At 48.8% G+C, this 21,578-nt stretch carries 10 protein-coding genes and 1 pseudogene; 5 read left to right on the forward strand and 6 right to left on the reverse strand.

The window, feature by feature from the left end:
• Positions 1 to 47: 47 nt before the first annotated feature.
• From ABWH99_RS00715 to ABWH99_RS00730, 4 genes are all read right to left on the reverse strand, one after another.
• Positions 48 to 1,370 (reverse strand): TolC family protein, encoded by a 1,323-nt coding sequence (locus ABWH99_RS00715; protein ID WP_375584401.1) that lies wholly within the window; start codon positions 1,368 to 1,370, stop codon positions 48 to 50.
• Between the two features lies 1 nt (position 1,371).
• Positions 1,372 to 4,434 carry an efflux RND transporter permease subunit gene (locus ABWH99_RS00720; RefSeq protein ID WP_375584402.1) on the reverse strand — a complete coding sequence of 1,021 codons (3,063 nt, stop codon included), beginning with the start codon at positions 4,432 to 4,434 and terminating at the stop codon, positions 1,372 to 1,374.
• 6 nt (positions 4,435 to 4,440) lie between these two features.
• Positions 4,441 to 5,520: an efflux RND transporter periplasmic adaptor subunit gene (locus tag ABWH99_RS00725; RefSeq protein WP_375584403.1), complete on the reverse strand. Its 1,080-nt coding sequence runs from the start codon at positions 5,518 to 5,520 to the stop codon at positions 4,441 to 4,443.
• A gap of 368 nt (positions 5,521 to 5,888) precedes the next feature.
• Entirely contained in the window at positions 5,889 to 9,260 is a 3,372-nt protein-coding gene (locus tag ABWH99_RS00730) for a TonB-dependent receptor domain-containing protein (protein WP_375584404.1), read from the reverse strand.
• Positions 9,261 to 9,673: 413 nt separating this feature from the next.
• Here ABWH99_RS00730 and ABWH99_RS00735 point away from each other — a divergent pair, with 413 nt between their 5' ends.
• On the forward strand, positions 9,674 to 10,363 hold the full coding sequence (locus tag ABWH99_RS00735) for a lysoplasmalogenase (protein ID WP_375584405.1): 690 nt from the start codon (positions 9,674 to 9,676) through the stop codon (positions 10,361 to 10,363).
• A 24-nt stretch (positions 10,364 to 10,387) separates the two neighbouring features.
• On the opposite strand, the gene aspS is transcribed toward ABWH99_RS00735, so the two are convergent.
• Complete coding sequence (aspS, locus tag ABWH99_RS00740; protein ID WP_375584406.1) at positions 10,388 to 12,145, reverse strand: aspartate--tRNA ligase; 1,758 nt, start codon at positions 12,143 to 12,145, stop codon at positions 10,388 to 10,390.
• 278 nt (positions 12,146 to 12,423) lie between these two features.
• On the opposite strand from aspS, the pseudogene ABWH99_RS00745 reads away from it, so the two are divergent.
• From ABWH99_RS00745 to ABWH99_RS00760, 4 genes and pseudogenes are all read left to right on the forward strand, one after another.
• Positions 12,424 to 13,672: pseudogene (locus ABWH99_RS00745) on the forward strand (peptidoglycan DD-metalloendopeptidase family protein).
• Positions 13,673 to 14,223: 551 nt separating this feature from the next.
• On the forward strand, positions 14,224 to 17,508 hold the full coding sequence (locus ABWH99_RS00750; protein WP_375584407.1) for a SusC/RagA family TonB-linked outer membrane protein: 3,285 nt from the start codon (positions 14,224 to 14,226) through the stop codon (positions 17,506 to 17,508).
• A 12-nt stretch (positions 17,509 to 17,520) separates the two neighbouring features.
• Complete coding sequence (locus ABWH99_RS00755) at positions 17,521 to 19,146, forward strand: SusD/RagB family nutrient-binding outer membrane lipoprotein (RefSeq protein ID WP_375584408.1); 1,626 nt, start codon at positions 17,521 to 17,523, stop codon at positions 19,144 to 19,146.
• Positions 19,147 to 19,173: 27 nt separating this feature from the next.
• Positions 19,174 to 19,743: a hypothetical protein gene (locus ABWH99_RS00760; protein ID WP_375584409.1), complete on the forward strand. Its 570-nt coding sequence runs from the start codon at positions 19,174 to 19,176 to the stop codon at positions 19,741 to 19,743.
• Positions 19,744 to 20,009: 266 nt separating this feature from the next.
• Here ABWH99_RS00760 and ABWH99_RS00765 read toward each other — a convergent pair whose 3' ends face one another.
• A complete protein-coding gene (locus tag ABWH99_RS00765) occupies positions 20,010 to 21,575 on the reverse strand; it encodes an amidase (RefSeq protein WP_375584410.1) in 1,566 nt (521 codons plus the stop codon).
• Between the last annotated feature and the right edge of the window lie 3 nt (positions 21,576 to 21,578).

A 21,578-nucleotide genomic window follows, 5' to 3' on the forward strand; every position in this document is an offset into this window, starting at 1 on the left:
GGCTGTATGTACCGGGCTCTCTTAGTGCTTTCGGCAAACCAGCCGAATTAATCCCCTACTTCCGGAAAGTAAATTTTCCCGGAAAGCCGCATCAGTTCGATTTCATTTTCCTTAATCGTGTACAACGATTCAATCAAACGGCTTTCTGCCTGAAGGCGGTTCACTTGCGCATCTCTGAATTCAAGGTAATTGGCTATTCCCAAGCGAAACCGATCCAATGCAATATCGGAGTTTTCGACCGCTACTTCGTAATTGTTCTTTTCGATTTCAAGCAGCCTTTTGCTATTTTCATAGGTGTTGAAGGTTCGCTGCAAATCTGCCTGCAACTGGTTTTCGTACTGCTCAACCAGATACCGCTGATTATTGATTTGAATTTTCGCTCCCTGAATCCGTCGATTTAGCGAAAGCCCGCTAAATAAATTCAAACTAATGGTTGCTCCCAGATTAATTCCCTGCTGCTCGTTGCTCAGCAAAAAACCAGCATCTGAATTGAGCGTATTGTCGTTGTAAGCCCCGTTCAGTGTGATCGTAGGCAAGCGCTGCGCACGTAATTCTTTCAACTGAAGGTAGGCCACGTTTTCCATGCGCTGCGTTACCAAAAATAACTTGTTGTTGCTAAACGCATTGTCCCGTAAGTCTTCCAGATACAAATTTTGCTTGACGGTAATGGTGTCTTTCACCGCAAAATCCTTTTCGGGGCCCAATGCCAATAATTCGTTCAGCGTAACCCTGGAATTTTGAATGACCTGTTCCTGACTTACCAAGGCGGTCAAATCGGCATTGTAGTCCACTTGAGCCGCCAGAAAATCCCGCTTTGACGCCCTCCCGAATTCGTACTGGGCTTTGGCGATTTCCATGCGTTCGTTTGACAGCTCCAGCGTATTATTCAAGACCTCGTACCGCTGTTGCTCCAACACCAGGCGATAGTAAGCCGTAGCAATCGCAGCTACGGTATTCTCAATCACTACTTTGGCCTCCAGCTCGCTCACTTCTGCCAATTTTCCCAGTCGCTGCAAGGCAACCACTGCATCCGCGCGAAACCCGTATATACCCACCAGACTGTAGTTGTTGGTACGGGTTTGTGCGCCGGGGATAATCCGGGGATTTTCCGGATCACTCACGAATGCCTGTTCGGTATCTTCTCTCCGGTACCCCCGGGTATTGTTCAGATCCAGAGAGGGCATCAATACACTGCCACCAATTTTTCGTTCGTTTTCAGCAAGGAGAACTTGATTCGTCGCAATTTTAACATCAAAATTATTTTCCAGGCCAATTTCCACTGCCCGCTCAAATGTCAACGTTTCAATATCCTGAGCAAATAGGTTACAGGAAACAATTCCGAGTAACCCTATCAATAAAAATTTCTTCATATCAGACTCTTGCTAACCTTCCTTCTTTAGACGTTAAATAGGTGTACACCCCGGGTATCACAAACAAGGTAAGTACGGTGGCCAGGACCATTCCACCAACTACCGCCACTCCCATCGGTACCCTTCCTTCGGAACCGGCTCCCAAGGCCAGTGCAATTGGCAGAATACCCAATATGGTGGAAAGACTTGTCATAAGAATGGGCCGAAATCGCGCCGCTGCCGCCCCTTCGATCGCCTCCGGAATACTCATCCCCTGCGCCTTGCGCTGGTTAGCGAATTCCACAATCAGGATGCCGTTTTTGGTTACCAGGCCAATCAACATGATGATACCAATCTGGCTGAATACATTCAAGGTAAAATCAAAAAGCCACAAGGAAAGCAGGGCACCAAAGATGGCCAGCGGAACCGTAAACATGATCGTCAGCGGATCCATGAAACTTTCAAATTGTGCCGAAAGTACCAGGTAAATCAATACCAATGCGAAAACGAATGCGAAAACGAGGCTGTTGGAACTGTCCCGGTATTCCTTGGAGAGTCCGGCGACGTCCGTAGTATAGCTGTCGTCCAGCACCTCAGCCGCGATCCGGTCCATCTCTTCAAGACCGGTACCCACGGTTTGCCCTGGAGCCAATCCTGCCTGAACCGTCGCACTTACAAACCGGTTGAAGCGATACAATTGAGGGGGAGTGCTTCGTTCGGAAATGCTGACCAGATTGTCCATTTGAACCAATTGTCCGTCTTCTCCGCGGACATAGAGCATGCGCAGATTGATGGGCTCGTTCCGGTCTTCCAATTGCATTTCCCCGACTACCTGGTACTGCTTGCCATTCATAATAAAATAGTCAAAGCGTTGCCCGGAGTAGCTCAATTGGAGCGTTCGGGCGATCTCTTGAACGGATACGCCGATGTTACGTGCCTTTTCCCGGTCGATTTCTACTTCTATCTCCGGCTTGGTGAATTTGAGGTTTACATCCGGAAAGGTAAATACATCGCTTTGACTAACACGTTGCATAAAGACCGGTATTATCTCTTTTAATTTTTCCAGGGTTTGTGCCTGGATTACGTACTGAATCGGGAGACCCGCCCTGCGGTCCCCAATAGAGGGTTCTTGTGCCCCAAAGGCACGAACGGAGGTTTCTCTTCTTAAATAGGCTGCTACCTCGTCAAAAATCTCCTGCTGGGTCCGTCCGCGCTGCTCCGCATCCTTAAGAATTACGCGAATGAATCCTGAATTGGTACTGGCGGTTCCAAAGCCCGGTGAAGTGACCGATATCAGGCCCTCTCGTTCCTCCGCCGGAATAAGGTCTTCCAACTCGGTGGTCATTTTGTCTATGACCCGGTCCATGTAGCCAAAAGTAGCCCCTTCCGGACCCGCCATATTGATCCGGATTTGTCCCCGGTCTTCGATTGGCGCCAGCTCCGATGGAATAGCTAAAAAAAGATAATAGGTTCCCAGTCCCATGGCTCCAATCAATAGGAAGGACATCCAACGGACTTTCATAAAACCGCTCAAGGCATTGACATACAACTCGTTCAGCCAAAGGAAAAAGGGTTCTGTTTTCCGATGCAACCAATTTTGCCGCTCCCGTTTCTTCAAGAGCTTTGAGCTCAACATCGGTGTCATGGTCAGCGCAACAAAGGAGGAAATAATAACCGCTCCAGCCACGACCACACCGAATTCCCGAAACAGCCTTCCAGTAGTACCGGTAAGGAAAATAACCGGCAGGAATACCGCAGCCAGCGAAACGGTGGTGGCAATCACGGCGAAGAAAATCTCCTCTGCTCCTTTTTCTGCAGCTTTATCCGGATTTTCCCCTCCCTCGATTTTTGTGTAAATATTCTCCAGTACCACGATGGCGTCGTCGACTACCAAACCAATCGACAATACGATTCCCAGTAAGGTCAGCACATTGATGGAAAAGCCGGCCATGTACATGATAAAAAACACACCGATCAAACTGATAGGGATGGTCAGCACCGGAATGAACGTGGTCCTCCAGTCGCGGAGAAAGAGGAAAATAATGAGTACTACCAAAAGGAACGCAACGAAAATGGTTTGCTGCACTTCACTAATGGAGTTTCGAATGTATTTGGTGGTATCGAATCCGATCCCAAGCTGTATATCGTCTGGCAGGTCTTTTTTGATAAACTCCAGCCTCCTGTAAAACTCATCGATGATTTCGATACTGTTGGAACCAGGAAGGGGAACCAGCGCCACACCAACCATCGGAATCCCGTCCCGCTTTAACACCGTTCGTTCGTTCAAAGGCGCCAATTCCGCCCGGCCGACATCCTGAAACCGAACTACGTTATTGGCTTCTTCTTTGATGATCAGCCGGTTAAATTCTTCGGGAGTACTCATTCGACTCCTTGTGCGAACGGACAGTTCAATGGATTCCCCTTCGATCCTACCGGTAGGGAGTTCCACATTTTCACTCTGCACCTTGTTCAGCACGTCCAGTGGCGTCACGCCATAGGAGGCCATCCGCAAGGGATCCATGCGAAGCCGCATGGCGTATTCCTTTTCGCCCCATATCCGTATCTCGCTGACGCCATCAATGGTTTGAAGACGTTCTTTAAAAATATTGTTGGCGATATCCGAGAGCTCCAGCAAACTTCGGTTATCACTCTGCACGTTCAGAAAAACGATCGGCTGTGTATCGGCATCTTGTTTGGACACAATAGGAGGCTCGGTATCCGGCGGTAGGTTTCGCTGGGCCCTGGAAACCTTATCGCGGACATCGTTGGCGGCCGCTTCCATGTCTGCCCCCACATCAAATTCCACGGTGATGCTGCTGTTACCGTCGTTACTAATCGATGTGAGCGACTTAATCCCAGAGATACCGTTAATGGCCTCTTCCAAGGGCTCGGTTATCTGCGCTTCAATCACGTCTGCATTGGCTCCTACATATGCGGTCCGAACGTTGACAACAGGGGGATCGACACTGGGAAACTCACGGATACCGAGAAAAGAAATCCCAATAATGCCAAAAATCATGATGGTAAGAGACATGACAATGGACAATACGGGTCTCCGGATGCTGATGGTAGATAAACTGGACATAGGCTATCAGTTGGTTAAAGTAATCGTTATGGGCATTCCATCCCTGGCTTGCAAAATACCGGTTGTCAAAACCTGCTCACCCGGTTTTAACCCGTCAACAATCTGTACACGCGTATCGGTACGCTTGCCGATGACCACTTTTCTGGATTCTGCAACCCCATCCCGGGCAACAAACACCTTGTATCCCTCTAATTCCGGAATGACCGATTCTGAAGGAACCAGCAAGGCATCATCCACCTCATTCAATACCAGCCGTACCCGGACAAACATGCCAGGCAGAAACTTTTTATCCTTATTTGGGCTCTTCGCACGTATTTTTAAGGTTCTCGTAGCGGCGTCTATATTCGGTTCAATCGCGTAAACCTCGCCTATTGCCTCCTCGTTGGAAACGTTTGACCTGAAAAAAATTTGCGATCCCACAGTGATTTCGTTGGAATAGCGCTCGGGAATCGAAAACTCTATCTTGATCGGATCCACGTTTACGATGGTAGCGATCACATCACCACTACCGATTACACTACCTTCAGAAACCTGCCGAAAACCCAACTCCCCGTCGAAAGGAGCTCGGATGACCATCTTGTTCAGCTGTGCTTCGATCAACCGGAGATCCGCCAGGTTGGTGTTGTATTGATTAAGGACGATATCGTATTCCTCCTGACTTATCGCCTCTCTGGCCAGCAATTGCTTCTGTCGGTTTTCCTGACTTTCGTAAAGCCTCTTGGTAAAATCAAGGCGGTCGTATTGGGCCCTCAGTTCGTCGTCATTCAGGTACAACAAGGGAGAACCTTTCCTCACAAACTGACCTTCTTCGAAAGATACTTTTTCAACCAGGCCCGCCACTTCCGGTCGCAAGCTTACCATTTCGTTGGGGATAAGTGATCCGGTAAGGTTGAGACTGTTTTCCAGCTTTTCCTCCGCTAAGGTGATAACCTGTACGGGTATGGCATTGGGCGCTGCAGGCTGTTGCGAGGCTTGCGAACCGGGCCCATTTTCGTCCCCCTTAAAGTCAATCCTTGGATAAAAAAATGCGACCCCTATTACCACCAGGATAACTATGGTCAAAATGATCTTGGTCTGGTTTTTCATTCTGCTATCTAAACTAACTATACGTTACGGATTATAAAAACCTCCTTGCCTGCCCGCTACTTAATTCCAGTTGGCCCAGATTTCTTTCTTCGGTGAATCAGGAAAATTTTCTAAGTAAACCTATTGGAAGGAACATGCCTCCGGTAGGTTGAAATATAACTGGTTTTCTTCGTGAGGGGAAGTAATTAAACACAAGAGGCGAAACGAAGCTACTAATGGCTTTTTTTATAGTTTTTTTTAAAATTGAGCCGGTAGTTCACCCCGTGATTTAAAATTTAATTTGGGTTTTAGCCAAAGATAAGGAAATTGAAGCCTGAAATAAAAAAAGCCAACTAAAATAAGTTGGCTTTTTTTATTGAGGATTGGTACTAAAAGATGTACCGCAGACCCAGCTGCATGCTCCAGGTAGTGCTCGTTAAGGTAATGTTTCGGAACGGTGTTGTAGGAAGCACCGTTTGCCCGTTCTCTGTCACGGTATTCATTCTAAAAGTAGAAGGCCCGTTTTGTTGGACGTTTACCGGTACCAGTAGGTTCTGTGCGTTGTTCAAACCTTTGGCAATTCCCCAATCTGAATTCAGAAGATTCCCAAAATTTAACAAATCCAAACTGAACTGCAGGGTATTCTTTCTGCTTCCAATGTCGGTAAATAAATCCTGAAGGATTCGCAGGTCCATTCGACCGAGCCAGGGAAGCAGGTTAGCATTTCGTTCTGCATATTGCCCTCTTCTGGAACTTAAATGGGGATCATTGCTGACGTATTCGTTGAAGGCGGCCAACTGTTCGGCCGCGGTAAACTGCACTACACCATTGTTGTCCGTGATATCAACGAAGGTAATCTCAGAATCATTTGCCGGAATGTAAAGCAAATCCGAGTTGATTCCGTCATTGTTGATGTCGTTTTGGTAGCGGTAGCTGAATCTGCCCTGATTCGAGCCATTGTAAAACAGGGAAACGGTGGTAGAAGCGTGGTTCAGGTAGTTAAACCGATACGACAAACTACCCACGATCCGGTGGGGTACGGCGAAAAAGGAAGGATACAGCAATTGCTGGTTGGGATTGTTGATATTTGGCCCGGCAAACGCAGAGTTTGCCGATGATCCGGGGTTGCTCGAAACCTCATCCGCATAGGTGTACGTGTAAGCCAAGGAGCCAAAGAGACCTTTTCCGGTGTTGATACTCGCGCCGAAAGTAGCATTGAAAATGTTTCCTTTTTCCTCCGTGTTGGAAAGTATAAAAACATTATTGGCCCCTACGGCAGGATTAAAGCGAGCCGCTCCATTGGGATAAAACTCCCGGTCGTCGTTCCCATTGTTGAAAAACTCGGTTGCCTCTGCCCGGTTGGCCAGAAACTGATACACGGCATTAACGTCCCTGGTGTACATCAGGTCGGTAGTCAGCGTGATGGGCAGGGACGGTACCTCGTAGTCAAGCCCCAGGCTGGAACGCCATACACTAGGCATCTTAAACTCGTCGTCTACCAACGCAATGGTACCAGGCACCCCTCCTTCCGGGCTGCTTAAGAAAACGTCTTCCGCTCCGGCAGGGGGATTGTTCGGCCAGTGGTATTGGTTGGGATTAAAGGTGATTCCGTCGATCCAATCCTCCACCTGGTTGTAGCCGTTGGGCTCTACGTTGTTTTGGTATCCGCCCGCACCCGAAGGCATGTTGGTGAACCAAACGAACGGAATGTTTCCGAAAAATATGCCGGTACCTCCGCGTAGCTTGAGCGAGCCGTCTCCAATCACGTCGTAATTGAAACCCACTCTTGGGCTAAGATTAAGGCGTGATTTGGGCCACTCGCCGGAAGCATAATTTTTTGTACCGCCACCAATTGCGCGAAACTCCAGCGCGTCAATTTCTGAATTGGTTGTCAACTCGTTTAAGAACAACGGCAGTTCCCCCCTCAATCCTACCGTTAAATCGAGGTTTTGGTTGACGTTGATTTTGTCCTGCAGGTAAAGACCGGCGGTACCGAGTGTAATCCCGCCGTAGGTATCGGCCCCCTCGTAAGGATAGGTGATACCAAACATGATGGGCGAAACCTCGTTTGCCGTTCCAGTGGAAAGAAAATCCTGAACGGATGCATACCGGTAATAAGATGCCCCTATACGCAAAAATTGGTTTCCGAAGTTTTGCGATTCGAAGGCAGCGCCAGCTGTGATCTCATGTTTTCCTTCAATATAGGTCAGGTTATTGACAAAGTTGAAGTTGTTGTTGATCACATCGTTTCCAAAGGTAAAGGGATCGTATCCGGCTGTGATGTAATTGCTGCCCCCTTCCGGAAGTCCGCTGACCGGGTTGGTTCCCACTCCTTCCCAAATATCGATGGTAGGAAATACCCGACTGCTAAAGGAGGATCGTGTGGTTTGTATTTTGGAATACGAGCCGATAAACTGATTGGAAAGCTTCGGTGAAAAGTAGCTGCTCAATTCGATGGCGTACGAATCCACTATATCGTCAAATCCGTATTGGGTGGACTCGAAGGCGATCGACTGATCACTGACCCTATTCGTAGCGGATCGGGGTCTGGGCCCGGAAGAACCGTTTACCAACGAGGATCGGGTTCCCCGAACGTTGCTAAACCTGGCGGACAATTTGTGCTTGTCGTTAATGTTCCAATCCAATCGGGCAAACAAGGACAAGCTTTCATCCCCGGCATCATTGGCATAGCCTTCGTAGCGGCCCGGATCGTATCCCCACTGATTGATCAGGTGGTCACGAACGGCGATCAAATCCGATTCCCGGGTACGGGCAATGTTCTGATCCGGCACGGCTACCCCATCCTGCGAGGGTTTCCATAAGTTAACTGCATTGGGGTTAGTACCTTCGTTGACGGTTTGTTCTGCGTTCACGAAGAAAAACAACTTATTTTCGATTATCGGCCCCCCTAGCCGAAAGCCAAGGATGCGTGTCGACGCCTGGTCTTGCTCGTCCAGTTCGAGGTCGCCCACCTGGCGTCCATTGAAATCCTGGTTTCTAAAAAAGCCAAAAGCGGACCCTTCGAAGGTGTTTGTCCCGCTACGGGTAATGGCGTTTACGCCGGCTCCTGTAAATCCACTTTGCCGAACATCAAAGGGGGCGATGTTCACGGTAATTTCTTCGATGGCATCCAGGGAAATGGGTTGGGACCTTCCTCCGGGCAATAATCCGTCACTCAATCCAAATCCATTGTTAAAATTGGCCCCATCTATTTGTACGTTGTTGTAACGCCCATCCCTACCAGCAAAACTGTTTCCATTGGATTGAGGCGTCAACCGGGTGAAGTCGGTCAAGCTTCGTTGTATGGTAGGCAGCGAATTGACCTGTTCGTTGCTAATATTGGTCGCTGCTCCTGTTCTGGACGAGCTAAAATCTCCCGAACGAGAGGCGGTCACCACCACTTCCGAAAGATCCGCACCCTCCTCCAGTAGCACCACATTTAACGCGTAGGGTTCTCCCAGGCGAAGTACGATATCGGTATACGATTGTGATCGGAATCCGATAAAACTGATTTGCACAGCGTAGGGACCCCCTGTGCGAAGGTTAGGAAGGGTAAACCTTCCTTCCATATTTGTAACAGTGCCGTACCGTGTGCCGGAGGGCTCATGCACGGCGACTACATTTGCTCCGGGTAGGGTCTCTCCGTCCCCGTCTGTGACGATTCCTTGTAGGAAACTCGTGGTTACCTGTGCAAAAGCACCTCCCGTAACAAGCACAAGGAGCAAAGTAACCCATAGACTTTTTTGTAGATGTTGCCTCATTTCTTTGAATAAATGGTAGAAATAAATTGTTTTTAGTAGTTTTTACTTCAGGTTATTCGGGCGGGTACAAAGGTAAGCCAAATGAAAGCGTAAAAGTTTTACGAATTGTTAAGTTTTCGGCTGGCTTTGCAAAAATAGGTAACAATTCTCTAACTTTAAAATTAGATTAACCTATTTTTCAATGAAAACCAAGACAAAAAAAACAAATATTATTGTATTATTTCCATCATTTACTTTATATAAAAAGGATCATTCGACAGATAGGGAAGCAGATCTCTGGTAATTCCATTTTCCGCTCCATGATCGGTTAACCCGCCCTGTTGGCTTGTTTAAAAAAATCCGCGATTGAATTTATCCCGCTAAAGTCTTTATCTTCACCTTCAAATACAGATCCTTCCACGAAAACAAGACGCATGTATAAAAAAGGTATCGTTTGGCTCTATTTTTTTCTTTTTGCAGCCCTGGCGGACATGGCTTTGATCGTGAATCTCGAAAGTCAGTACCGAATCTACAGTAAACCCCTGCTCGCTGCCACCCTGCTGGGGTATTTCCTACAGTCTACTTGGCTCATTCGGGGAAGTTTATTGAGGAAAAGTGTCTCGGCTGCCTTGTTCTTTTCGCTGATTGGGGATGTTTTGTTGCTTTACCCGGCTTTGTTTCTCTACGGTCTGGGGGCCTTCTTCATGGCACTCATCTGCTATATCCTTGCCTTCAAACTCACCCAAAACCATACCTTCAATCCCCTTCGAGTCAATTTTATCAAGATGTTTCTGTACAACTTACCGGTGTACATTCTGGCCGCATTCGTTTACTTCCTGATACACCGACAATTACAAGAGCTAAAAATACCGGTGGTCATCTACCTGTTGGTGCTGGTCATGATGCTTACGCTCGCCAGAGAACGATACGGACGCACACACGTTGCCAGCTTTTGGCAGGTATTCCTTGGGGCGCTGCTTTTTTTTATTTCCAACAGTTTACTCGCACTGGACCAATTTTTCCACCCCATACCGGATGGCCCTATCCTGACCATGGGGGCATACATTCTGGCCCAACTGCTGATAGTCATGGGCATACGAAGTCATCTGGTCCACCAGCGCTAACCTCCGTGTGGCCGAAACGATCGGTTACACTTTTTTTGGTTGGACGGAGAGAGAAAGTTCATCCAATTGTTCTCCGGAAATGGCACTTGGGGAGTTGATCATTACGTCCCTTCCTGCATTGTTTTTCGGAAATGCTATGTAATCCCGAATCGAATCGCTTCCTCCAAAAATGGCACAGAGCCTGTCAAAACCGAATGCGATCCCGCCATGAGGAGGAGCCCCGAATTCAAACGCCTCCATAAGAAACCCAAATTGAGCCTGAGCATCCTCTTCGGAAAAGCCCAGGTGTCGAAACATCCGTTGCTGCTGCTCCCGGTCGTGAATTCGAATGGAACCGCCTCCTATTTCCACTCCATTGATCACCAGGTCGTAGGCATTGGCCCGCACTTTCCCCGGGTCTGTTTCCAGCAGCGGCAGGTCTTCCGGTTTTGGAGAAGTAAACGGATGGTGCATGGCATGGTACCGGCCCATTTCTTCGTCCCATTCCAACAGGGGAAAATCCACTACCCAAAGGGCCTTATAAACCGTTTTGTCCCGAAGACCCAGGTCCTCTCCAACCTTGAGGCGCAGTTCCGAGAGCTGCTTTCGTGTCGATTGAAGGTCACCGGATAAGACCAACAAGAGATCCCCGGCCACGGCTCCTGCTTTTTCCGCCCAGGCTTTAAGATCTTCCTGCGAGTAAAATTTATCTACCGAGGATTTGTAGCTACCGTCCGCGTTGCATTTGACATAAACCAGTCCCTTGGCCCCTATCTGGGGGCGCTTCACCCAATTGGTGAGTGCATCGAGTTGCTTGCGGGTGTATTCCCCAGCCCCTTTGGCACAAATCCCTGCCACGTATGCTGCCGAATCAAATACATTGAATCCTTTTCCCTGTGTCAATTCCTTTAGTTCGACAAAGGTCATTCCGAACCTCAGGTCCGGTTTATCGTTGCCGTACAGCCGCATGGCGTCGGCGTAAGTCATGCGCACTACTTCATCCAATTCCATTCCTTTGACCGATTGGAAAAGGTGCCGAATCAATCCTTCGAAAAGCTCCAGTATATCCTCCTGATCTACGAAGGACATTTCACAATCTATTTGGGTAAATTCCGGTTGGCGATCCGCCCGCAGATCCTCGTCTCTGAAACACTTCACAATTTGAAAATACCGGTCAAAACCACTCACCATCAGCAGTTGCTTGAAGGTTTGGGGCGATTGGGGTAACGCATAGAACTCTCCCGGATGTACACGGCTTGGAACGACGAAATCCCTTGCGCCTTCGGGCGTGGATTTGATCAATACGGGCGTTTCTACCTCGATAAAATCCGATAGATCCATGTACTTCCGCGTCTCCTGCATCATCCGGTGCCTCAGTAGAAGCTTTTCACGAATGGTATTCCTCCGGAGATCGAGGTACCGGTATTTCATCCTCAGGTCTTCGCCCCCGTCCGTATCGTCTTCAATGATGAAAGGGGGAACCTTGGCCTTATTCAACACCTGTAGTTCCGCTACTTTTATTTCGATATCCCCGGTCGGGATTTTATTGTTTTTAGCTGTACGCTCGATGACCGTGCCGGTTGCCTGTACCACAAATTCCCTTCCCAATGACCCGGCACTTTTAAGTAACGCGGCATCCGCCTCGCCTTCTTCAAAAATCAATTGCGTGATTCCATACCTATCCCTTAAATCCACCCAAACCAAACCACCTTTATTCCTTACCCGTTGCACCCAGCCGGCAAGGGTTACTATTTTATTCAAATCCTCCAACCGCAACTCCCCACAAGTATGTGTCCTAAGCATAAATTTTTACGTTTTTTTGCAATTAATCGCCAAAGATAAGCATTCAACGCAGAGATTGCTATTTTAGCCCTAAGATAAAACAATAGCAAGACGTTTTTACACGTTGAACCGAACAGGCAAGGAATTAAATCAAACTTAAACTCCTATATTGTGTTAGAAATTTCGTAAACAACGCTAACTTGTGGCGAAAATTGACTTATTTTGTGTGACTTTTATTATTTAATCTTGATTTCATGAAAAAATTTTGGACATACGGCGGAATCGCCTTGATTATTGGCATGGCCTATTGGGTCGTCTTGAAAAATGAAATTCCCGCGGAAGAAATTGAACAAGCAAACGTACCCGAGCCTACGGAAATCGCTCCGGTAGAAGAGAATTTGCTCTATGGAATCAACGTCGACGAACTCGACATCACTGAGGGAATTGTCCGGCGGAACGAAACCCTTTCGGCCATCCTCGCCCCCTTTAACGTTCCTTATCAGATCATCGATGAAATCGCAAAAAAATCCGCAGCGATTTTTGATGTGAAGAAGATAGCTTTCAATAAAAAGTACACCGTACTTACCCCGAGAGACTCTTTGCAACAAGCCCGATTTTTTATTTACGAGCCGAATCCAACAGAATTTGTCGTTTTCAAACTGGATCAACCAGAAATCTATAAAGAAAGCAAACCAATGGAAATCATTCACAGGGAGATTGGTGGTACCATTTCCTCTTCTCTGTATGTCAACATGACCGAACTTGGCCTCACTCCGGACCTGATTGACCAATTTGCGGATTTGTACGGCTGGGTGGTCGATTTTCAACGTTTGCAAAAAGGCGATAAATTTAAAGTCATCTTTAAAGAACAACAGGTAGAAAACCAAACGGTGGGTATTGAGGATATTGAGGCTGCCTATTTCGAGCACATGGGCCAGGGATACCATGCCATTCCGTTTCGAACAAAACGGAATCGTTTCCTATTTTGATCAGGAAGGCAATAGCCTTAAAAAAGCCTTTCTTCGAGACCCGCTCCGTTTTACGCGCATTAGTTCCCGATACAGCCTCAGTCGCTTCCATCCGGTACAAAAGCGCTACAAAGCCCATTTGGGGACAGATTATGCCGCTCCCAGGGGGACTGAAATCCGCACGGTAGGCGACGGTACTGTATTGGAAGCCGGATACAGCGGGGGAAATGGCAACTACGTAAAAATTAAACACAACGGCACCTATACCACCCAATACCTCCACATGTCGAAAATCGGGAAAGGTATTCGGAAAGGCACCCGGGTGAAACAAGGGCAAGTCATCGGCTACGTGGGCAGCACCGGACTTGCCACGGGACCACACCTTTGCTTTCGTTTCTGGAAACACGGCAAACAAGTGGATTGGTTGAAAGAGGACATTCCACCTGCAGAACCCATTGCGGAGGAAAACCTCCTGGCGTTTGGAAAGGTGCGAACCGAAAAAATGGCCCAACTGCTTTCCGTACCCTACATCGAAAAAACAGAATTACTAACAAGTTCGCTATCTGATCCGGTCGATTAAAATTTTCACCCAAACCAAGATAAATCGGGGTAATAGTCAAGAAATGGCTTCATTTTGACACCTTTCGGTCATTTCACACATCTCTTTGAAAAATGAGCTAGCAATAATGATTTGACAAAAAAACCGGACTTCTTTGTTAAAAATCACTATCGATCGGCAAAAAATTAATATTTGGCAGGAACGGCGTCTCCCTTGATTTTATTCGTTCCACGTTTTTGGGATTTTTTCCGGTTTGGGTTTCCCGACCCCAAAAAGCCTTCATTGGACCATTCTCTTTACGATCGTTCACTTAATTGTTTCTTATCTATCTGCTGAGCTGTCTTTTCTTTTTTTTGTTAAACATTATTCTTTAAAGTGCCATCGAAACCTTTCGAATGGATACACTGTCCGCCGACAGGGATTCCGTTTTGTGTTAAGACGGGGTAAACTCTTAATACCCTGGTTAGCTGATAGTTGAAAAGGAATTTTTATTTCAAATTCAAGTTTACCTCTGGAAATGGTCGATTGTTTCGAACATTCGCTAACTTCCCTCTTCCACTAACAACTAACACATGAGAAAGAAATTACCACTAATTTTATTAGTTGGGCTTTTCGTGCAATTTTCTTTTGCACAGACCCAATCCATCCGCGGTACGATCTTATCCGCAGAAGACAAATCCCCCATACCGGGGGTAAGTATCCTGGTCAAGGGCTCCACCACCGGAACCGTTTCCGACCTGGACGGCAACTATGCCCTGGATGTTCCTTCAGGGGCAGAGACTCTCGTTTTTTCCTTTATTGGCATGGCTACCCAGGAGGCAACCATCGGGGGGCGCTCGGTGATTGATATATCCATGGCTCCGAGCATGAATGCGCTAAATGAAGTCGTTGTCACGGCTATTGGCATCGAACGAGAGAAGAAAGCCCTGGGCTATGCCGTGTCTGAAGTAGATTCGGAGGACATTACCCAACGATCCGAGCCAGATGTAGTACGGGCGCTGAATGGAAAGGTAGCCGGCGTGCTCATTCAGGGCTCGGGCGGCGTGACCGGTGGCAACACCAATATCACCATTCGCGGTAGTTCCTCACTTACCGGAAACAATCAACCCTTATTTGTCGTGGATGGAATTCCCTTCGACAACTCCACCCAGGGTTTTTCCAACTCCGAAGGAAATAGCGTTACCAATCGCTCCTTTGACATCGATCCGAATATTGTTGCTTCGGTGACGGTACTAAAAGGAGCAGCAGCGGCAGCTCTGTATGGTTCCCGAGCCCAAAACGGCGTCGTGATCATAACAACCAAAAGCGGGAGCGGTGTATCCCGCAAAGGAATGGAGGTTAGCTACAGCACCTCCTTCGGTGTGGAGGAAGTGGCCAAACTCCCCGATTACCAAAACGAATACGGGCAGGGTGGAAACGGAAACGTGTACATCGAAAACTATTTCGGTTCATTTGGAGCGCCGTATACGGCCTACGACTCCGTTCCGCATCCCTACAGCAATCCTGCCCTGGGCCCTTATCTCAATTCACCCTCCTATCAAAACGTAGCCAGCCGAGGAGATAATGTCCGGTACCAGCCCTTCACCGACAAATACCGGAACTTTTTCGAGCGGGGACAATTACAGGAACACGCGGTATCGGTGCAATCCGGGGGCGAAAAAACCTCTCTTTCAGCGGGACTTTCCTGGATGGACAATACCGGGATAATCCCGAATTCCTCGGTCAACCGGATCTCAGCAAATGTGGGTGGAAATGCAGAATTAGACAATGGGCTGAAATTGAGTGCTTCACTCAATTACGTGAGTACCGTTCAAAAAAATCCCGCCCTCGGTAGCGGTAATTTTGGTGGTTTTAATCAATCGGCCGCCCAGCTGGTCTTATGGATGCCAACGAGTTTTGATCTGGAGGGGTATCCCTACCAGCGGGAAGAAGACGGAGGTGCCATGTACTACCGTACCGCGAACAATCCGTTATGGGTAGCTGATAACTCCATGAACGAAAGCAATGTGGATCGCTACTTTGGAAACATTAAAGCCAGTTACGATCTGACCGATTGGCTCTCTGTAGCGTATCAACTCGGGTACAATGCCTATACCGATCGCCGGTTTTTCATGATGGAGCCAGGAGGATTTGGCTCCGCTATTCAGCAGTCCGGCTTTATGCGACGGGCTAATTTTTCCAATGCAGAATTGGATGGAAACCTTTTGATCAATATCAACAAAGCCCTTTCGGATGACTTCTACTTGCGCACCATTACGGGCTGGAATATCAACCAACGTACCACTACGACCAACCAGTTCGGTGGTAACGGAATTATCGAACGGGGCATTCGATCCTTTACAAACACCTCTTCGCAGTTTATCATTGAAGACCGCTTCGTCCGAAGAAGGTTTGCAGGATTGTTTGCCGACGTTTCGCTGGCTTATCAGGAATGGGCCTTTTTGAACCTGACGGCCAGAAACGACTGGTCCTCCACCTTACCGGCTAACAACCGTAGCTATTTCTATCCGGGACTCAGCACCTCCGTTATCCTGAGTGACGCGCTGGAATGGAACAGTTCTTTTCTGGACTATGCCAAAATCAGGGCAGGAATTGGTCAGGTTGGAAACGATGCCGATCCCTATCTTACTACGAACAACTACCTGCTAAACCAGCCGGTGAATAGTTCCGGCGGCCGCACCCAATTTCCCTTTGCTAACCAATACGGTACAGTAAACGGATCTGCCATCAACAGCAACCGGGGTAATCCGCTCTTAAAACCCGAACTCACCACCGAAACCGAACTGGGTACCGAACTGCTATTCTTTAACCAACGAATTGGATTGGACTTTACCTACTACAACCGGACCACGGAAAACGGCATTACGGCGATTAATGTTCCTCCATCCAGTGGTTCGGCCACTCAGGTGGTCAACATTGGAAAGGTACGGAACCGCGGGATTGAAATCGGCTTAAACCTCAACGTTCTGCAACGTCCAAATGGATTTAACTGGGATATTTTTACCGCCTTCACGCGCAATAGAAACGAAGTTTTGGAACTACAAGACGGAGTAGACCAGATCGTCTTGACCAGCAGTGCTGGAAGCAGTGAAATCGTACAAATCGCCCACCGAACCGGACAGCCTTTTGGTGTACTCATCGGTAGGAAGGCCATCCGCGATGCAGCAGGAAACCTGCTTATCGATGGCTTGCCCGGGACCACCTTTGGAAAATACATCGACAACCCGGAACCGCAGGTGATCGGTGATCCCAATCCGGATTTTGTTGTGGGGATTACCAACGACTTCTCCTACAAAGGACTCAAGCTGGCCGTGGTATTGGACTGGGTGCAGGGAGGAGATCTTTATTCCAAATCCAACCGGGAAATCGTCGGCCGAGGTTTGACGAACGATGCGGGTGACCGGATGGTTTCCAGAATCATGCCCGGATACATCGCTGCCAGAAACGAGGATGGAAGCCTTTCCCGGGATGAAAACGGAAATTACATGGCTGCAGTAGATGCCAGCGGGGCACCCATCCGAAACACCATCAATATCACCAATTTCAATTGGTGGTACGACCGAGGTGGCTTCGGCTGGAACGCTGCTGAGGAGTTTCACACCTTTGATGCTACGGTTTTCCGACTGCGGGAAGTAGCCCTGAACTACAAGTTTCCCGCTCAATGGCTGGAAAAAACTCCCTTTGGCTCTGCCAGTTTGGGAATGTCGGGAAGAAACTTGTGGTTTATCACGCCAAATCTTCACGAGGGTCTAAACCTGGATCCGGAAACGAGTTCCTTTCCCGGCTTGAGGGGTATTGACTTTATTGGCGTGCCTTCGGCAAGGAGGTACAGCATGAATTTATCCGTGACCTTTTAACTAGCTTTTCAAATGAAACGATTTTCTTTCACATACATCGCGACATCGATGCTGATTTGCAGCCTGGGTTGCCTCTTTTCCTGCAGCGAAGACCTGCTGGATATCAACAACGATCCCAACACTTCCACCCAGCTGGCTTTGCCAAACACCCTCGCGTTTGCACAGGTATCCCTGGTGTCTAACCTGTTGGATGTACCCAATACGAACGCCGGTTCGTTCAGTCGCATGTGGTACACTACTGCCATTCGAAATTACGAGCAAAATCAGGGCACCTACAGCGAGTCTTGGGTCAACATGTATTCCAGGCCGCTTGCCAATTTGCAGGCCATTCTGGACGGTTCGACGGAGCAGGAATTGGGCTACCGAGGCATTGCGCGGCTGCTGAAAGCCTATACGTTCAGTATCATGGTAGATCTTTACGGAGACGTGCCCTATTTTGAAGCATTGAACCCAGAGATCACCTTTCCCTCGATCGATGAAGGACAAGCCATTTATGCCGACCTCCTACTACAGATAGATCAGGGAATTCAGGAACTGAGTGCAGCATCTGGCAGCGTGCCTGGGGACATGATCTACGGGGGCGACCGTAGTAAATGGATCAAAATGGCCAACACCCTTAAACTAAAGCTTTATGCCCAAACACGGAAAGAAAACTCCATCAATTCCGTACAAGGCTTCAATCAATTGCTAAACGCCGACCTGATTTCCTCCGCATCGGACGACTTCCAGCTAAAATACGGAAGTCAGCAAACGCCCAATCAGAACCGGCATCCCCTGCATGTCAACCATTACAATCAGGCCACGGCTTACTGGATGGACAACTGGACCATGGCTAACTTGCTAAACGACGGAACCATCAGTGGGGTAACGGGCCGTCGGGTTTCCTATCGTACCGTTGAGGATCCGCGACTGAGGTACTACCTGTTTCGACAAGTTCCCGGAGACGGGGGAGGATCCGTTGTGACCTGTGCGGGGGGCGGTTGTCCAATTGGGCTTATTGGCAATGGCTATCTGGGTAGGGACGCAGGAGATCCCTCTGCGTTTTCCAATGAAGGGGCATTGATCGCCACCTTTGGGGTCTATCCGATTGGCGGACTGGTGGATACCGATGCGCCCAGGACGGTTTCGGCATCGGACGGAACCGGACGGGGTGTGTTTCCCATGTTGACCTCGTTCATGGTCAAGTTTCTGCATGCCGAAATGGCACTGACCACCGCCACCGAGGGAGACCCACTGGCCTTATTGACCGAAGCCATCGGCCTCTCCATGGACAAAGTGAAAAACTTTGGTGCAGAAGAAATGCCTTCCATCGTGGGCAGCCCCTACGAGATGTCCAACGAGGCAATCGCCTCCTACATTGCCGATGTACAAGCCCGGTACAACGCCACCGAAAGCGAGGAAGAAAAACTCAACATCATCATGACGGAATACCAGCTGGCCTTGTGGGGAAACGGCATCGAGGCATACACCAATTACCGAAGGACCGGTTTTCCAGACTTTGCGGAAACTTCTCCGGTTATGGGCAATCCTCCCTATCCGCAGCGGTTCATCATTCCCGTTTCGGAACTGGAAACAAACCCTTCACTGGCCGATTACAGTCCAGATCCCTTTGCTCCGGTTTTCTGGAGCCAGCCTTGATCATGTATTTACCTTAAGCAAAAGAAAATGAAACGATATTCATACCTCTCACTAATTGCCCTGGCCTTTGCCTTTAGTAGCTGCCTGGAAGATGAGTCCATCAAAGAACCGGACTACGAAGTGGGCATCATCGCCAATGCCCGCCTGGAACCCGGCAAATACTGGTTCAACATCCTGGAACTCGAATCCAGCGAGGTTGCTTTTGACCTGAGCTACGAAGGCTTCGGCGTACACAATGCCTCTTCCATTGAATTATTCCTGGAACGGGGCGCAGGTCGGGTTTCTCTGGGTAGCTATACCGAATTTCCCTCCTCCATATCCATGACCGGAGCGGAGGCGTATGCGTACTTTGGCGAGTCTCCGGCTTCCATCGCGGAAGCCGGACTTTCCAGGGACGAATTCCGCATTAGTTACGAAATCACAACAAGCGAAGGGTTACGGTTCTCCCAATACGGTCAATACTATAATTACAACCCCTCCCTGGATGGCCGGTATACCGGCAGGTACGCGCAATTTTATACCAATTTGCCTGGATTTGGAACGTTAGTATTGGAGGTACGGCCCCCCAATCCTCAGAATCCCAACGAGCAAAACTAGATCTGGCAGCAGCCAGCAAATTAAGTCAAAAAAAAGGAGCTACTTGAGCTCCTTTTTTGTTCCAAAGAAATAATTACTCATTCAAACTAAAAGGTTTGACCAAGAATAAAAGCGTTAAAAAAATAGCCTTAAAAGGTAGTTTCACCAATTTTTTCTTTCATTTCCAGTTTCTCCCGCCCCCTTGTTCGTTCAAAAAAATTGGCGCGATGCAACTGAATTTCAAGCCAACCCATTTTTCAGAGGCTGCCAGCGGACAAGCACGATGACTATTCAGATCCAATTTCATCAAAGCCCTCAGGCGCCCTTCGGTGTCCGGTGAGCTGTTCGTACGCATGGGAAATCTCAAACAGCACCCCCTCACTAAAAGGCCTCCCAAGCAGCTGGAATCCGGCCGGATACCTCCCATACGAATAGCCCATCGGCACAGCGATGGCGGGAAAACCGGTTGGTGGCGAAAGCTTTCCACTCGTATCCCCCCTGGGGCCATTAAGGTCACCAATCAATCGGGGAGGATAGGTAAAAGACGGGTAGATAAGTGCATCCAACTCCAAACTATCCATGACACCAAGGATCCTGTTTCGCAATTCCTGTCGAAGTGCCATGTTTTTTTGCCAATCGGGATGCGCTTCGGGAACATCCACATCGCTCTGTGCGTCGATCAGGCGCTTCTCCAAATACGGATGGTATTTTTCGGAATCGATAATTTCCTGCAGGGATTTGTAGGCGGCGCTGTCTCCCAGGCTGGCCAGGTACGCATTATAATCCCGCTTCAGCTGGCGAATACGGGTCCCGGACTCGTTTAGGGAATCCAGATCCTCGATCCGGACGCTATCCAAAAGAATGGCACCTCCCTCGCGAAGATCTTCTAACGCAGCGGTCATCAAGGAATAAACACTGGTATCAGAATCCGCTAGTGGGAAAAGCTGATGCAGCACACCAACTCGCTTCCCGTTCAACGTACTCCCTTCCAGAAACGGAAGGTAGGAATCCGGCTTGGAAGCCACACTGGCCCGCGTGACGGTATCTGCCTCATCGTATCCTGCTATGACATCGAATACGCGTACGGCGTCTTCCACTGTTCTGGCCATGGGGCCACCAATGTCGTTGGTAAGCGCAAGCGGCACGATGCCATCCCTGCTGGTCAACCCCATGGTGGACCGTATGCCTACTAGAGCCTGATGGGAAGAGGGCCCCCTGATGGAGCTTCCGGTATCGGTACCTAGTCCAACAACCGCCAGACTCGCAGCGATAGACGCGCCGGTACCGCCACTTGAGCCCGCTGTGGTTCGACGAGTATCGTAGGGATTTCTACTGTAACCGGGCAGTACCGAACTGACAGAAAATGAGCCACTGGAAGCGAACTCCGCGAGGTTTGATTTAGCCAGAATAATCGCCCCCGCTTCCCGTAACCGCTTGATTTGAAACGCATCATCCGGCGGATAGGATGATTTCAGTGCCAGCGTACCATTACTGGTAGGCATGCCCTTCACGTCGTAATTATCTTTGACGATGACGGGGATACCGTGCAAGGGGCCCACTTTTCCGCTTGCGGCGTATACGCTGTCCAGGTACCTGGCTGTTTCCATGGCCTCCGGATTCACGATGATGATTGAATTGATGGACGGGCCTTGCTTGTCATACGCCTCAATTCGCCGAAGGTATCCTTCTACCAGGTACTCAGCGGAAACTTCCCCTTTCTCCATTGCGGCATGAATGTCGGCGATGGTGGCCTCCACAAGCGGAAAGTTGGATTCGGTCGTATTCGGCGTATTACAGGCAACGGCAACCAGGGAAGCCAGAAGCAGCGCCCGAGCTATTTTTTTTACAAACATGGA

Source organism: Cyclobacterium xiamenense (assembly GCF_042140265.1).
GTDB lineage: Bacteria > Bacteroidota > Bacteroidia > Cytophagales > Cyclobacteriaceae > Cyclobacterium > Cyclobacterium xiamenense_A.